The following is a 14833-nucleotide window of genomic DNA, read 5'->3' as shown; positions in this document are numbered from 1 at the left end:
AGAATGAAATTAGGTGGTGTTTCAAAATGTATGCTGATCATTTTAACATCACTATACAAAACTGTGGTTAATGTAAAAGAATCCAAGATTAAAAGCTTTTACATGATTCAATACCTTCTTCGAAAAACAGCATGTTCTTCTTACTGCTCGCCTTATGCGGTGTCTTAATCGGCAGTTGTTTCCTTCTATCCCGACTGTATAATATTTCCCTTCTTGGTCCGGCTTAAAAATTTTGATGAAACTTTCCCAATGATCACTCGATATACAATCATAAGTAATGCCCAGTTCTTCTAAACGGTTTTTTAGCCTTTGTGCTGTATGAGCATCTCTTCCTCCCCATACAAAAGCCACTATTTCTCCGCTACTTCTATCATAGACGTACTGTAGCCAATGCTTATCTTTCTTGTTGCCTACAAATGTCCAAAATTCATCAACTTCCAAGCATTTATAATGAGTTCTTTGAGGAATTATTTCATGATTTGATTGTGTAAGCGTTTTAAGTATCTTGCCAATACTAAACCTCGTAATCTTTGCAATATCCCGAATGCCACAACATCGCACAAGCATAAGCAAAATCAATTTGACCGCTTTTGAATGACAGCCTAAATACGTCAAATTATGGTCACCCACAAACTGCCTATTACATTCTTTACAACGATAGTTTTGCTTACCATCGTATTTAATGCCATTCTTCTTTATACTTGTACTCTGGCATCGAGGACAATGAAGTTCTATTTCGATTTTCACACATTTAAATATAGCTGAATTGTTCCTCCTTGCCTCCTTTTCTTATGAGCATACTTTTTAGAACACCACCTGAAATTAATATTGGATAGGTTCTAAGAAACTAATGCGGCAATGTTCGAGTATATTGAGATTTACTACAATCAAACGAAGCGACACTCTGCAAATGGCTGGTAAAGTCCAGAAAATTTTGAGCAAAAATATTTTAGAACTTTAGATAGATCAACTGTCTACAATTCTGTCTAGCATCAGCTTACGATTATTTTGATAACCTTACCTATAGTTGATGCGATACTTAAAACTCTAAGATTTTGATACTAAATAAAAAATTTAATATTTGACAATTTAAAAGTAGATCATTTTACAAAATTATCGAATTAATCGTTCTATTTCTAAAACGCCAGAAACCTATTTTTCTACTTGGTTTATTTTTTCATATCGCTCAAAATACCCATTCTATTTAACAACGTGAGACGTTCATGACTGATGCTTTGGTGTTGAGCGATTTGTCCAAAACTTATCGTAATGGTTTTCAGGCGTTAAAAGGTATTGATTTAACCGTACCTGAGGGTGAATTTTACGCATTATTAGGCCCTAATGGCGCAGGTAAATCGACAACGATCAGTATCATTAGCTCCTTAACCAAAAAAACATCGGGTACAGTGGAAATCTTTGGGCATAACTTAGATACCCATCCATCCCACGCAAAACAATGTCTTGGTGTTGTTCCTCAAGAGTTTAACTTCGGTCAATTCGAAAAAACTTTCGATATTTTAGTGACACAAGCAGGTTATTACGGCATTCCCAAAAAACTTGCTGAACAACGTGCTGAATATTATTTAGAAAAACTCGGTTTATGGGAAAAACGTAATATTCAATCACGTATGCTTTCAGGTGGTATGAAGCGTCGTTTAATGATTGCACGTGCCATGATGCATGAACCTAAGTTGCTTATATTAGATGAGCCGACTGCGGGTGTAGACATTGAGTTACGTCGTTCAATGTGGGATTTTCTCACCGAAATGAATGAAAACGGTACGTCTATTATTCTAACGACTCACTATTTAGAAGAAGCAGAAATGCTGTGCCGTCGTATCGCGATTATTGATCGTGGTGTGATTAAAGAAGATACCACCATGAAAGGCTTTCTTAATCAACTGAATGAAGAATCATTCATCTGTGACCTCGCTGAACCCATTGAAAATTTGCAACTGGATATTCTTGGGTTCAAGTTTAATTTAATTGATCCTGTGACTTTAGAAGTCACCATGGATAAAGCGCATAGCATGAATGACTTGTTTTTACTATTACAATCACAAAATATTCAAGTCAGCAGTATGCGTAATAAATCCAATCGTTTGGAAGAATTATTCGTGAAAATGGTCGAGAAGAATCTTGCTGGAGCGAATCAGTGAACTTTAATCAATTAAAAACAGCACTTTGGACGTTGGTTGTTAAAGAAATTCGCCGCTTCATGCGGATATGGCCACAAACTTTGTTACCGCCGGCAATCACAATGAGCCTATATTTTGTGATTTTTGGCAACTTAGTTGGCTCTCGTATCGGTGAAATGGGTGGCTTTAGCTATATGCAATTTATTGTGCCAGGCTTAATTATGATGGCGGTGATCACGAATAGCTACGCCAACGTATCTTCAAGCTTCTTTAGTGCTAAATTCCAGAAAAGTATTGAAGAACTCATTATGAGCCCCGTACCATTACATCTAATTCTTTGGGGTTATGTGATCGGCGGCGTTAGTCGCGGCGTCTTGGTTGGTCTCATTGTAACCATTATGAGTTTATTCTTTACTCACTTAGAAATTTATAATTTCTTCGTGACTATATATACAGTCATTATTACTTCATTATTATTTTCGCTTGGTGGTTTCATTAATGCAGTTTATGCGAAATCATTTGATGATATTTCGATTATCCCGACCTTCGTATTGACGCCACTCACCTATCTTGGTGGCGTCTTTTATGCGATTAGTGCACTTAGCCCATTTTGGCAAAATTTATCTTTAGTCAATCCAATTGTATATATGGTCAATGCTTTCCGCTTTGGCATTTTAGGACACAGTGATGTCAATGTAACTTTCTCATTGAGTATCGTTACCGTATGCTGCGTTGCTCTCTATACAGTTGCTTATCATTTATTAGCTCGTGGTTCAGGAATGCGTGAATGAGTGTTGAACATTCTTTATTGGGCAAAGATACCCAATACCCTACTCAATATCAGCCCGATGTTTTATTTCCAATTTCCCGTGCTGAATCTCGTCAACAGTATTTACATGTTGAAGGAATTACACAAGGTAAAGATTGGTGGCATGTTTTTGAAATTTCGTGGTTAAATAGTCTTGGGCTACCACAAGTGGCAATTGGTCGTTTAACTTTACCCGCCAACTCACCCAACCTAATTGAATCAAAGTCACTTAAACTTTATTTCAATAGCATGAACTTTACTCAGTTTGAGTCTCAACAAGCTTTTATCGAAACGGTTGAACTTGACTTATCCAATGCGGCAGGTGGAAAAGTTGAACTACAATTATTCCAAGTTGATGATTTAGAAATTTCTAAACCGCAAGGGATTTGTATTGATGATCTCATCCCTGAGCGTCTATCTGAACATCCAGATTCAACTCTATTAAAATTAGATCCTGCAACGACCGAAGAAAGTGTTGAAACTGAACTTTACTCTAATCTTTTAAGAAGTAATTGTCCAGTCACAGGACAACCAGATTGGGGTACGATTTTTATTCGTTTTCAAGGTAAAAAACCTTGTTATCGCAGCATATTAGCCTATATTATCTCGTACCGTCAGCACAATGGTTTCCATGAGCAATGTGTCGAGCAAATATTTGCTGATATTTGGCAATTGCTTCAACCAAAAAAACTGATGGTCTATGCAACTTATACTCGTCGAGGGGGCTTGGATATTAACCCATGTCGAGTATCAGATTTGTCATGGATGCCAGAGCCAATTCGCTTGGCACGACAATAAAACGAATAAATTTGATATAGAGGACGTTCTTCAATGACCAGTTATTTCGGTATTCTTCCATCTGCAGCGTTGAGTCAGGACATTCAACTTGCACAAGCCAACCGTGATAGTAAAGAGCCACAGTATCCTTTACGTGACAAAATTTCTCTACAGCTTACTGATGAGTTAATTGACACCATGTTGGTTCATTTGGTTCAACAATTTCCACCAAGTGATAAACGAGATACAACTGAAGAACTCGCACAAAAGATTCGTAGTATTGTTTCTACATTAATGAAGCAATTATTAGGCAAAGCTTCTAATGAACAAGTTTTAGAATCATTGGCATTTATGGAAAAAAGCTTGTTTACTGATAATGAAGGTAAACAACGTATTGGTACTGCTCTACCTGATGCACTTGTTTCTGAAATGAAAAAGAGTTTTGCTGAAGTCGCTGCTGGAAATGGCAAAGAACAACGTGATGCTTTAACACATCAATTTAAATCTTTTGCTGATGCACTTATTCATCACTTTATGACTGAATACAACAAGACTTTAGGTCTTGGTATGGTAAAACGTGGTGTTGCAAGCGTTGCAACAAGTGGCGTAGAGACAGCTGTTCATATCGTTATTAAAAAATTAATCCCGAGCTTAAGCCAAGTTGAACTCGAAGTGTTTACTAAACATTTCGATCAGTTATTGGTACAAAAATAAGTTCGAGATAACGAGAAAGCGATGATCGCAAAATCATCGCTTTTTTTATGCGCGTAGATAACAAATGCAAGATAATCTATCCTGTATAAATTGTAAGATTATTTTGCTTTTTACACGATAAACAAAGCCTTGCTTTGGTCCTGATCACGTTTATGTTAGCATTCGCGAAGCCTTGATTTACCTGATTTAGAATCACATGTCTCCAAGCTCACAATACAAATTTTTACGTCAAGCACCTCGTGATGGCTTGAGTACAGCTGCACAGCCCTCTCGTTGGCAACAATTGCATATCGATCCTTGGCTTTGTTCTTTTTTGGTTCTAAATGCCTTACTTGGACTCACGGTTTTATATAGTGCTTCGGCCCAAGATGTCGGACTAGTCAGTAAGCAAGCAATGAGCTTTGGGATTGGCTTTGTTGTTATGTGTAGTTTGGCTCAAATCCCCCCCAAGGTATATCAGGCATTTTCACCTTATTTTTATGTATTTGGTGTACTTTCATTAGTGGCAGTCGTCATTTTTGGTGAAGTCCGTATGGGAGCACAACGTTGGATTGATATACCAGGCTTCGGCAGTGTGCAACCCAGTGAATTTATGAAGATTGGCATGCCAATGATGATTGCTTGGTTTCTATCACGAAAAGCATTACCTCCGAGCCTTTCACAAGTTGTACTGTCATTGATGTTGATTGTCGTACCTTTTCTACTTATTGCAGAACAACCTGACTTAGGTACATCACTACTGATTCTGGCTAGTGGTATTTTCGTACTATTTTTAAGTGGTTTATCTTGGCGACTCATCGCTGCAGCCGCAGGTCTAGCTGCAATTATTATTCCAATTGCTTGGGAATTTTTACTGCATGATTATCAACGTCAGCGTGTTCTTACATTATTAGATCCTGAAGCAGATGCTCTAGGCACAGGTTGGAACATTATTCAGTCTAAAACTGCGATTGGCTCAGGAGGATTCTCTGGTAAAGGGTTCTTAGAAGGTACCCAATCTCATCTACATTTCTTACCTGAAGGTCATACCGACTTTATTATTGCCGCTTATTCTGAAGAATTTGGCTTAATTGGCGTGACACTGCTTATTATTCTTTATTGTGCAATTATCTTTAGAACATTCCAAATTGGATTGCAGAGCTTCCATAACTATGGTCGCTTGGTTGCAGGCGCATTTGGTTTGTCATTTTTTGTTTATGTATTTGTAAATGCAGGTATGGTCAGTGGTATTTTACCCGTAGTTGGTGTGCCTTTACCCTTCATGAGTTATGGTGGGACGGCAATTATTACCCTGATGTCTACTTTTGGACTGGTTATGTCTATTCATACACATCGATAATGAGGAATTTTATAAACATATGTTTCTTCCTAATTTAAATAAAATTTTTAAATTGCTTGGTTTGAGTGCCAGTTTATTTGTCAGCAGTAATTGGGCTCAAGCAAATGAATTTTATACACATCCGAATTACTTTGCTTTTAAGCAGAAAGCAATGTCAACTTATAATTTAACGAGTGAACAAATTGATGCAGCCATGAGTGGCGCTAAAGATTTACCTAATATTCTCAATATCATGACTCGCCCAGGCGAAAGTAAACCTTGGTATGAATATCGTTCAATGTTTCTCGTTGATGGTACTATCCAACGCGGGGCAAACTTTAAAAATCAATATCAAGACGCGTTGAATCGTGCTGAACAGCAGTTTGGCGTACCTAAAACAGTCATTCTGGGCATTTTAGGTGTAGAAACAGGTTATGGTGCAAATAAGGGCTCTTTCGTCAGTAGAGATGCGCTTGCGACGCTCGCTTTCGGTTATCCTCGTCGAGCAGATTATTTTAGCGATGAACTAGCGGCCTTGATCGCTTGGACATATAAAGAAGGTTATCCAACAAATAGTATCGTCGGTTCATATGCAGGTGCTATTGGTTTTCCGCAATTCATGCCAAGCAATATTCAAAAGTTGGGCGTAGATTATGATGGAAATGGTCACATTGATTTAAGAAATTCTGCAACAGATGCTATTGGCTCTATTGCTAACTATTTAGCTCAACATGGTTGGCAGCGCGATCGGCCAATTGGGTTTCCAGCCCGTTACTTAGGCAACAACCCAGATAGTATTATTTCCAAGGATTTAACCCAACCTATTCCCTATGGAGAATTGAAAAGATTAGGGGTTTCCCCTGTTGACCCTTTGGTAAAAATTGATGATTTAGACTTAGTGAATGTCATTCAATTACAAGACCAATTTGGTCCAATTTACTATATTACTTATCCAAATTTCCAAGTGATTACGACCTATAATAAAAGTCGTATGTATGCAACAGCAGTATGGTTATTGGGCACCGAAGTAGCTAGTCGATAGACTAGCTTTTTTATAACATTCTGAAAAGTCAATAAAAAAATCAAGCAAAAAGATCGCATATTCAGCAAAAAATATACTCTGTTACAATATTGATTATTTTTTAACCACAAACTGTAAGTTTTTGCCCTTTTTGTAACTATTTATCGTTAAAGACTAGACACACTTCGTAAGCGATGAATATTATCCACTCAAGTAAAGTAATTGCAAAAGTGAATAATTAGACATGTGCACTATATTTCAAAGTTGTTTTTTGAAATAGAAAAGCATGTTCTCTAGGAGTTTATACAATGCAGTTTTCGCTAAAATATATTCTAGCGCTGACGGCAGGCTTAAGTTTAAGCCCGTTACATGCGGAAATGGTACAATCGACATCAATGAATAATGATGTGGAGGGTTCTAATTTAGCTGCCCGCGTACTAAGCAAAGATTCTCAAAATTTTAATTCGCGTTTTTCAAACGTTAATAGTCTTTCAATCACTGAGAGTTCAGGTGACCAAATCCGTCGCCAGACGATTGCTGCAAAAATCGATATTCCTGAAGACGAGCCTTCAGTGATTGAAAAACTGAATACTGTTGCTTCGAACACAGTTCGTAAATTTAGCCAAAGTGGCGTTGCGTCTTGGTATGGACGTCAATTTCATGGTCGTAAAACAGCAAGCGGTGAAACATTCGATATGAATGGATTAACTGCAGCTCACCGTAGCCTTCCTTTAAACTGTTATATCCGTGTAACAAATAAAGAGAACGGCAAGAGTGTTGTAGTAAAAGTAAATGATCGTGGTCCATTCCATGGCAATCGAGTGCTAGATTTATCTTATGGTGCTGCAAAGCAACTTGGTATGTCTGGTTCTGGTACTGGTAATGTGAGCATCGAACGAGTTGATGGACCTAGTTCTTAATAACTTAGTTTTACACTCTCCAAGAAAAGCCATCTAGTGTGGCTTTCTTTATTATGAGACAAAAGAATTTAGAAAATACAGTTACTTTTTAGAACAACATCATATCAGCGAATGATTTTGACCCTTTTTATTCAATTCGGTATATTGAGCAAATAAAATAAATACAGCAAAGGAATTAATATGAAGTCAATTGATGCATGGTTTGATGAGTATAGTGACAGCCATCAAAACCAAACGAATAAAAAAATTCATTGGGTTTGTGTCCCAGCTATTCTTTTTTCAATTATTGGTATTTTGGCTCATTTTAGCACCCTACTCACCGCTTTGCTTCTTGTACTCACTTTAGTATTTTATGCTCGTTTGGATATTGTTCTCGCTGTTGCAATGGCTGCACTGTTAGCCGTTATGGCATGGCTCATTATTATTTTACCTGTAGGCGTAGGATTCTATATTGGTGTCTTTGTGATTGCTTGGATTGGCCAATTTTATGGTCACAAAGTTGAAGGGAAAAAGCCTTCTTTCTTTAAAGACTTACAATTCCTCCTGATTGGCCCTGTATGGTGCATGGACGCTTATTTAGCTAAAGTCCTACCTAAATGGAAATCTCGTCAGAAATTAGCGCTTACAAGCTGATTGAGAACATACAAATAGAATGAGTGATAAAGGGAAAATATCATTGATATATTTTCCCTTCATATTTTAACCATCCGTCAATATGTTTTCTTTGTGGATCATGATGGGTCCAATGAATCACACCGCCTTTTGGGTTATATTCATATTCACCAAAAAACTCAAGCTGATCACCTCTTTTAAGTCCATCTATTCTTGAGGCTAGATCAATATTATGTGCAATCAAAACCGTTAAACCATTCTCAAGTTTAAGAATCATTTTCTGATGTTTTGAACCTTGATCGTCATCTGGCAAAACTGCTTTTACAATACCCTGCGCTTGAACTTGAATATTGCTTCTTTGCTGTTGATAAGCCTGCATGATCTTGTCTTGATCATCGACAGAAATATTAGTATTTGAAACTGAAGTTTGTGTGTTACTGCTAGTAATTCTATTATTTTGCTTTTCTTTAAAATCAAAACCCAAATAAGCTGCAAGCAACAAAATGATTACTACAAGAATTAGATTATTTATTTTAGTTTTCATCGCAAATTTCCTAACTAAATCCAAATAACAAAATACCAATCAAACTGATTGGCATTTTGTTGCTTATCGAACTAAATCTATCGCCATTTAAAACAAACGATTCATACCATTCAAAGCTGCTACACGATATGCTTCTGCCATCGTTGGATAGTTGAATGTCGTTTCAACGAAGTACTTCAACGTATTGTTGGGACTATGCATCACCACTTGCCCAATGTGAATAATCTCTGCGGCATTATTACCAAAGCAGTGAATACCCAATACTTCTAAAGTATCGCGATGGAACAAGATTTTTAATTCACCAACCGTATCACCCGTAATTTGGGCACGAGCTAGATGACGGAATGAAGCCTGACCTACTTCATAAGGTACTTTTTCTTCAGTTAATTGCTGCTCGTTCTTACCAATTGAAGAAATTTCTGGGATTGTATAAATACCTGTTGGTACATCTTTAATTGGCTTAACATTTTTCTCACCAACCATATTTGCACCTGCACAACGACCTTGGTCATAAGCAGCCGATGCAAGTGATGGCCAACCAATAACATCCCCTGCAGCATAGATGTTATCAACTTCAGTTTGGTATTGATCATTGACCATCAGCTGACCACGGTTATTCGGTGTTAAACCGACATTTTCCAAACCAAGACCATCTGTATTACCAGAACGACCATTACACCATAAGATGGCATCAGCTTTAATCTTCTTACCGCTCAGCAAATGTAAAACCACATGATCATCGAAAGTTTCTAAGCGATCAATTTGCTCATTATGTCGAATCAATACGCCTTGTTCACGTAAATGATAAGACAATGCATCTGCAATTTCATCATCAAGATAGCTTAAAAGCTTTTGTTGGGTATTAATCAAATCAACTTTATGATCTAAACCAATGAAAATCGAAGCATATTCGCAACCGATCACACCAGCACCATAAATAATGATTTTTTGAATTGAATAATCCAAATCAAGAATTTTATCTGAATCAAATACACGTGGATGGTTAAAATCCAATCCTTGCGGTTGATAAGGACGACTACCCGTTGCAATCACTATTTGCTTACAAATGATCGTATCTTTAATTCCGTCCTGACCAAAAATCAAAACCGTATTTTTATCTTGGATATAAGCACGTCCATGAAACACATCAATTTTGTTGCGATCATAGAAACGTGTATGCGTATCAACTTGCTGTTGAATTACCTTATGTGCATTACGTAGCACTTGTTTCATGGTGAATTGTTTCCACTCACCGACCTTTTGAAACATAGGGTCACGTTGATAGCGAATAATACTTGATACTGTTTGACGTAATGCTTTACTAGGAATCGTTCCTACGTGAGCACAATTACCACCAAGTTGATCACGTATATCAACGATCGCTACACGTCTACCTGCTTTAGCTAGCTTCATTGCCGCGCCTTCACCAGCTGGGCCAGAACCGAGAATTACTGCATCAAATTTTACAACATTCCCACCAACGACCTCTTTCTTACGTGGCATTCAAAGCTCCTTTGTCTCTTCGCTGTTTACTTCTATATATATGATAACTAATATGCTATGGCTTGATGTATTTCTCAACCATATATTTTTATATATTCACATTTTCAAAATGAATACCTAATTCATCCTATAAACCAATAAATTTGACTATAATAATCGAATATCTCAAGCAATAGGTTGTAGAAAATAATATGTCTGAACACCGTAAACCTGAACAGGGCTTAAAACTTCGTGGCGCAGAAAAAGTCGCAAGAATTCCTGTAAAAGTTATACCTACGGTTGAAGTGCCTCGTAAACCAGACTGGATTCGCGTCAAAATGACTGCACCTGAAGAGGTTCAGCGTATAAAAACAACTCTACGTTCGCAAAAACTCCATACTGTTTGTGAAGAAGCTGCCTGCCCTAACCTCCCTGAGTGTTTTGGTGGTGGTACTGCTACTTTTATGATCATGGGTGATATTTGTACTCGCCGTTGCCCGTTTTGTGACGTGGCGCATGGCCGACCAAATGCACTCGACGCAGATGAACCACGCCACATGGCCGAAACCATTTCCAACTTAGGTCTTAAGTATGCAGTGATTACTTCTGTAGACCGTGATGATCTATTAGATGGTGGTGCTCAACACTTTGTGGATTGTATTAAAGAAGCTCGCGCACTCAGTCCAAAAACTTTACTAGAAATTTTAGTTCCAGATTTCCGTGGGCGTATGGATATTGCCTTACGCATCATGACCGAATGTCCACCCGATGTTTTTAATCATAATATCGAGACAGTTCCTCGCTTATACAAAGCAATGCGTCCAGGTTCTGACTATCAACATTCTTTAAATCTTTTAAAAATGTTTAAAGAATACTGTCCTGACGTACCAACTAAATGTGGTTTGATGGTTGGGATTGGTGAAACAGAAGAGGAAGTGATTGCTTTACTCGATGACCTTCGTGCGCACGACGTAGATTACGTGACCATTGGTCAATATCTACAGCCTTCTAAGCAACATGCACCGATTGATCGCTTTGTGACTCCAGAAGAATTTGAGCGTTACGCTGAACATGGTCGAAAATTAGGTTTTAGAAATATTTGGTCAGCGCCAATGGTTCGTTCTAGCTATTTCGCAGATCGTCAATATCATGGCGAACCTGTCCCAGCAGTACGACGTAAAGTCGATCCAGCGAAAAAAATTGCAGTTCAAACTGTAGAAGCGTAATCAATAAATATATCGAAATCGAGAGGGTTTTTAAAATTCTCTCGATTTTTTGGGATTTTAAACATTATATTTTTATCACAACAATTACTTTAATAATTTAGAATTTCTTAGCTAGCGTGAAGTTGGCGTGAACAATTACAAACAAAAACTCAAATACACAAAAATCACTTAAAAATACTAATTTACTTTCGACTTTACCCTACATAATCTAAGAAAAGTAAATATAAGATTTTTAAATTATTTATTTAAAAATAAAAGTCGATATCTTTTCTAAGGCTAGACTCATTACAGCAATCCAATAACAAGAAGCTAGCAGTTAATAAATAACAGGGAATACTTCTCAAAAGCTTCTTATAACTTAAATATGTATCAGGATAAACGATTATGAATAAACGATCATTAACTTTAACCGCAGCAACCCTGAGTAGCCTAATATTATTGGGTTGTAATAATGACTCTAACAACGATACAGAAACTACAAATACTAATACAGGTGACACTTTAATCTTAACAAACAACGGTATGATCAGTTCAATTGATCGAATGATGCCAAATAAAATCGTGTCAAATCTTAAAATTACAGGTCTACAAACAGATGATGAACTCGTTGGAATCGATTATCGCCCGAAAGATGGAAAACTTTATGCGGTGGGATTATTAGGTAATATTTATACTTTAAATCCTGCAACCGGTTCAGCCACTTTTATAAAAAAATTAATGGCTGATCCTACTGATACGACTGATGGAAATGCAGCATTTACTAAGATTTTAGGCGATGCAAATCTGATTACCGTGAACTTCAATCCAGTTGCAGATCGTTTGAGGGTTATTACAAATACGGGGCAAAACCTTCGAATTAATGTGGATACTGGCGCAACGATTACGGATGGTGCGATCAATTTAACAGAAAGCAACCCTACTATTGTTGCTGGTGCATATACCAATGCATTTGCAGGAACTGGATCAACCAAACTCTATAGTATTGATCAAAATAGTGATCGAATTTATATCCAAAATGCGAATGCTGGAACTCTTGGCGTTTCAGCAGCATTAGGTGCAGATATCAATACGAATGGTGGTGGTGGCCTAGACATTGATCCGGTCAGCAACGTCGGCTTCGCAGCGCTAAAACTCAATACTGGTGCTTATAAATTCTTTCAACTCAATCTAGCAAATGTTGGAACAAGCAATGATGCCATTTTTGCATCTAGTGACCTAAATAGTAACTTTAATAGCATGGGAATTCGTGGAATTGCTCTGAAAAGAGCTTCTGACTCTACTGCACAAGCTTTTGGTTTAACGGCCAATAATAAATTATTAAATTTTGCTTTAAATAATCCAAACTCAGTTTCTGAAAAATCACTAACGGGTCTGCTCGTTGATGAACGATTTGTGGGAATTGACTATCGTTTGAGAACAGCAACTGATCATTCGGGTAAACTTTACGGATTAACAAATAAAGCGAATTTATACACGATTAATCCTGAATCTGGCTTAGCAAGCTTAGTAAGCACATTAAAACCAGCAGCAGGTAGTAGTTTTACTGCATTGGATGGAACCAGCTTTGCTGTTGATTTCAATCCAACTGCGGATCGATTACGTGTCATCAGTAATACAGGCCAAAATCTACGAATCAATGTAGATACAGGTGACACCATTAAAGATGGTGATATTAATGGTGCCTCAGGTGCAAAAGTAACAGCAGCCGCTTATACCAACAGTTTTAAAACTCCTGTGGCTACACTTGCTACCGAATTGTTTGATCTAGATCAAACCAATAAGACATTAACCAAACAGAATCCACCTAATAACGGCACCCTGAGCCTAATTGGAAGTCTAGGTATTAATCTTGGCACTGATAATGGCTTTGATATTGCGGGTGGAGATAATGGCTTAGCTTTAGCAGCAGTCTCAGGTGCTTCTGGACCCTCTGTGTTATATCGTATTGATCTAAATAGTGATACTACAATTACAACTCCAAGAGCACGTTTAGCAATTAATGTGGATGGAACACCTAATCTAAATGCGTCTACAATCGGAACCAATAGCACACCTCAAGTGATTGATTTAGCAATTTTATTTAAGTAGAACTTAGAGCACATAAAAAAACACCACAACTTTGATTGTGGTGTTTTTATTTAAATAGAGATAATTATTATGCAATATGTTTTTGCACGATGATTGAACCTACAGAATAACCAGCACCAAATGATGAAATCACAGCATATTCGCCATTATTCACTTGCTCACCTGTACGATGCATCGCAATAATTACACCCGCAGAAGACGTATTGGCAAACTCATCTAAAATAATAGGTGCACGTTCTAAATCAGCTTCTTTACCCACAACAAGTTTTAAAATGAGTTCATTCATATTCGCATTGGCTTGATGTAACCAGAAACGTTTAACTTGCTCAGGAGTTAATTCAAGTTTTTCTAACTGTGCAGTAATGATTTTTGCAACCAGTGGACAAACTTCCTTAAAGACCTTACGACCGTCTTGACGGAATAGCTTGTCATCAACAACTGCATCTTCGCTACGATTTAAGAAACCAAAGTTATTACGAATGTTATTTGAGAACTGAGTAAACAAATGAATATCTAGGATTTCATAGCCTGATTTAGTTTCAGTTTCTTCGATAATTGAAGCCGTTGCAACATCACCAAAAATGAAATGTGCATCACGAGTACGGTAGTCTAAATGACCTGAGGTAATTTCAACATTGAGTAATAATACACGGCGTGCGCCACATTTCACTGCATCATAGGCTTGCTTCAAACCGAATGTTGCAGCAGAACAAGCCACATTCATGTCATAAGCATAACCTTGGATACCCAAAGCTGACTGAATTTCAATTGCAACAGCTGGGTAGGCACGTTGCATATTTGAACAAGCTAAGATGACAACATCGATGTCTTCTGCGGTAACACCTGCATTTTCCATCGCTTGTTTTGCGGCAACGACGCCCCACTCCGCTTGAAGTGAAAGTTCATCATTACTACGCTCTTGTAAACGTGGACGTAAGCGCTTTGGATCAAGAATACCCGATTTTTCGACCACATAACGGCGCTGGATACCAGACGCTTTTTCAATAAATTCTGGGCTTGAGCCACGTAATGCTTCGATCTCGCCAGCAGCAATTTGCTCAGCATTTTCTTGATTAAATTGTTCTACATAAGCATTTAAACTTTCAACCAACTCTTCATTAGAAATAGATTCGGTTGGGTGAAATAACCCTGTACCTGTTATACGAATGCCCATGTAAAACTCCT

The 14833-nt window shown here is 37.6% G+C and carries 14 protein-coding genes and 1 pseudogene; 11 read left to right on the top strand and 4 right to left on the bottom strand.

Annotated elements, in window-relative coordinates; genetic code table 11:
- Positions 1-51: 51 nt before the first annotated feature.
- Positions 52-747, bottom strand: coding sequence for an IS1 family transposase (locus ACN19N_RS06815; RefSeq protein WP_269228301.1), 696 nt, complete (start codon positions 745-747; stop codon positions 52-54).
- 96 nt (positions 748-843) lie between these two features.
- Here ACN19N_RS06815 and ACN19N_RS06810 point away from each other — a divergent pair.
- The 9 genes and pseudogenes from ACN19N_RS06810 to ACN19N_RS06770 all read left to right on the top strand — a co-directional run.
- A pseudogene (locus ACN19N_RS06810) lies at positions 844-990 on the top strand (IS3 family transposase); the annotation flags it as partial.
- A 233-nt stretch (positions 991-1223) separates the two neighbouring features.
- Positions 1224-2159 carry an ABC transporter ATP-binding protein gene (locus ACN19N_RS06805; RefSeq protein ID WP_420002260.1) on the top strand — a complete coding sequence of 312 codons (936 nt, stop codon included), beginning with the start codon at positions 1224-1226 and terminating at the stop codon, positions 2157-2159.
- The gene (locus ACN19N_RS06800; protein WP_420002259.1) at positions 2156-2929 is read left to right on the top strand and encodes an ABC transporter permease; all 774 of its coding nucleotides are present in this window, start codon (positions 2156-2158) and stop codon (positions 2927-2929) included. The genes ACN19N_RS06805 and ACN19N_RS06800 overlap by 4 nt, the downstream gene beginning before the upstream one ends.
- Positions 2926-3744, top strand: a complete 819-nt coding sequence (gene queF, locus ACN19N_RS06795) for an NADPH-dependent 7-cyano-7-deazaguanine reductase QueF (RefSeq protein WP_420002258.1) — start codon at positions 2926-2928, stop codon at positions 3742-3744. Before ACN19N_RS06800 ends, queF begins: the two co-directional genes overlap by 4 nt.
- A 33-nt stretch (positions 3745-3777) precedes the next feature.
- Entirely contained in the window at positions 3778-4437 is a 660-nt protein-coding gene (locus tag ACN19N_RS06790) for a hypothetical protein (RefSeq protein WP_269230195.1), read from the top strand.
- A gap of 196 nt (positions 4438-4633) precedes the next feature.
- Positions 4634-5776: a rod shape-determining protein RodA gene (gene rodA / locus ACN19N_RS06785; protein WP_269230194.1), complete on the top strand. Its 1143-nt coding sequence runs from the start codon at positions 4634-4636 to the stop codon at positions 5774-5776.
- Between the two features lie 19 nt (positions 5777-5795).
- The gene (gene mltB, locus ACN19N_RS06780) at positions 5796-6797 is read left to right on the top strand and encodes a lytic murein transglycosylase B (RefSeq protein ID WP_420002257.1); all 1002 of its coding nucleotides are present in this window, start codon (positions 5796-5798) and stop codon (positions 6795-6797) included.
- Between the two features lie 287 nt (positions 6798-7084).
- Positions 7085-7696: a septal ring lytic transglycosylase RlpA family protein gene (locus ACN19N_RS06775; RefSeq protein ID WP_269230192.1), complete on the top strand. Its 612-nt coding sequence runs from the start codon at positions 7085-7087 to the stop codon at positions 7694-7696.
- A 180-nt stretch (positions 7697-7876) separates the two neighbouring features.
- A complete protein-coding gene (locus tag ACN19N_RS06770) occupies positions 7877-8329 on the top strand; it encodes a DUF962 domain-containing protein (protein WP_050040117.1) in 453 nt (150 codons plus the stop codon).
- 40 nt (positions 8330-8369) lie between these two features.
- On the opposite strand, the gene ACN19N_RS06765 is transcribed toward ACN19N_RS06770, so the two are convergent.
- Together ACN19N_RS06765 and sthA are read right to left on the bottom strand one after the other, a co-directional pair.
- A complete protein-coding gene (locus ACN19N_RS06765; protein ID WP_420002256.1) occupies positions 8370-8852 on the bottom strand; it encodes a DUF3465 domain-containing protein in 483 nt (160 codons plus the stop codon).
- Between the two features lie 87 nt (positions 8853-8939).
- A complete protein-coding gene (sthA, locus tag ACN19N_RS06760) occupies positions 8940-10355 on the bottom strand; it encodes a Si-specific NAD(P)(+) transhydrogenase (protein ID WP_005159656.1) in 1416 nt (471 codons plus the stop codon).
- 191 nt (positions 10356-10546) lie between these two features.
- Here sthA and lipA point away from each other — a divergent pair, with 191 nt between their 5' ends.
- Both lipA and ACN19N_RS06750 read left to right on the top strand, forming a co-directional pair.
- On the top strand, positions 10547-11560 hold the full coding sequence (gene lipA / locus ACN19N_RS06755; RefSeq protein WP_269230189.1) for a lipoyl synthase: 1014 nt from the start codon (positions 10547-10549) through the stop codon (positions 11558-11560).
- Positions 11561-11944: 384 nt separating this feature from the next.
- Complete coding sequence (locus ACN19N_RS06750; RefSeq protein WP_420002255.1) at positions 11945-13648, top strand: DUF4394 domain-containing protein; 1704 nt, start codon at positions 11945-11947, stop codon at positions 13646-13648.
- 67 nt (positions 13649-13715) lie between these two features.
- Here the strand turns inward: ACN19N_RS06750 and ACN19N_RS06745 are convergent, their stop codons facing one another.
- Positions 13716-14822 (bottom strand): beta-ketoacyl-ACP synthase III, encoded by a 1107-nt coding sequence (locus ACN19N_RS06745; protein WP_420002254.1) that lies wholly within the window; start codon positions 14820-14822, stop codon positions 13716-13718.
- Between the last annotated feature and the right edge of the window lie 11 nt (positions 14823-14833).

The organism is Acinetobacter sp. LF10, from assembly GCF_048585715.1.
Taxonomy (GTDB): Bacteria; Pseudomonadota; Gammaproteobacteria; order Pseudomonadales; family Moraxellaceae; genus Acinetobacter.
Note: the sequence above shows the minus strand (reverse complement) of the source record. Positions and strands in the feature narration are given on the sequence as shown.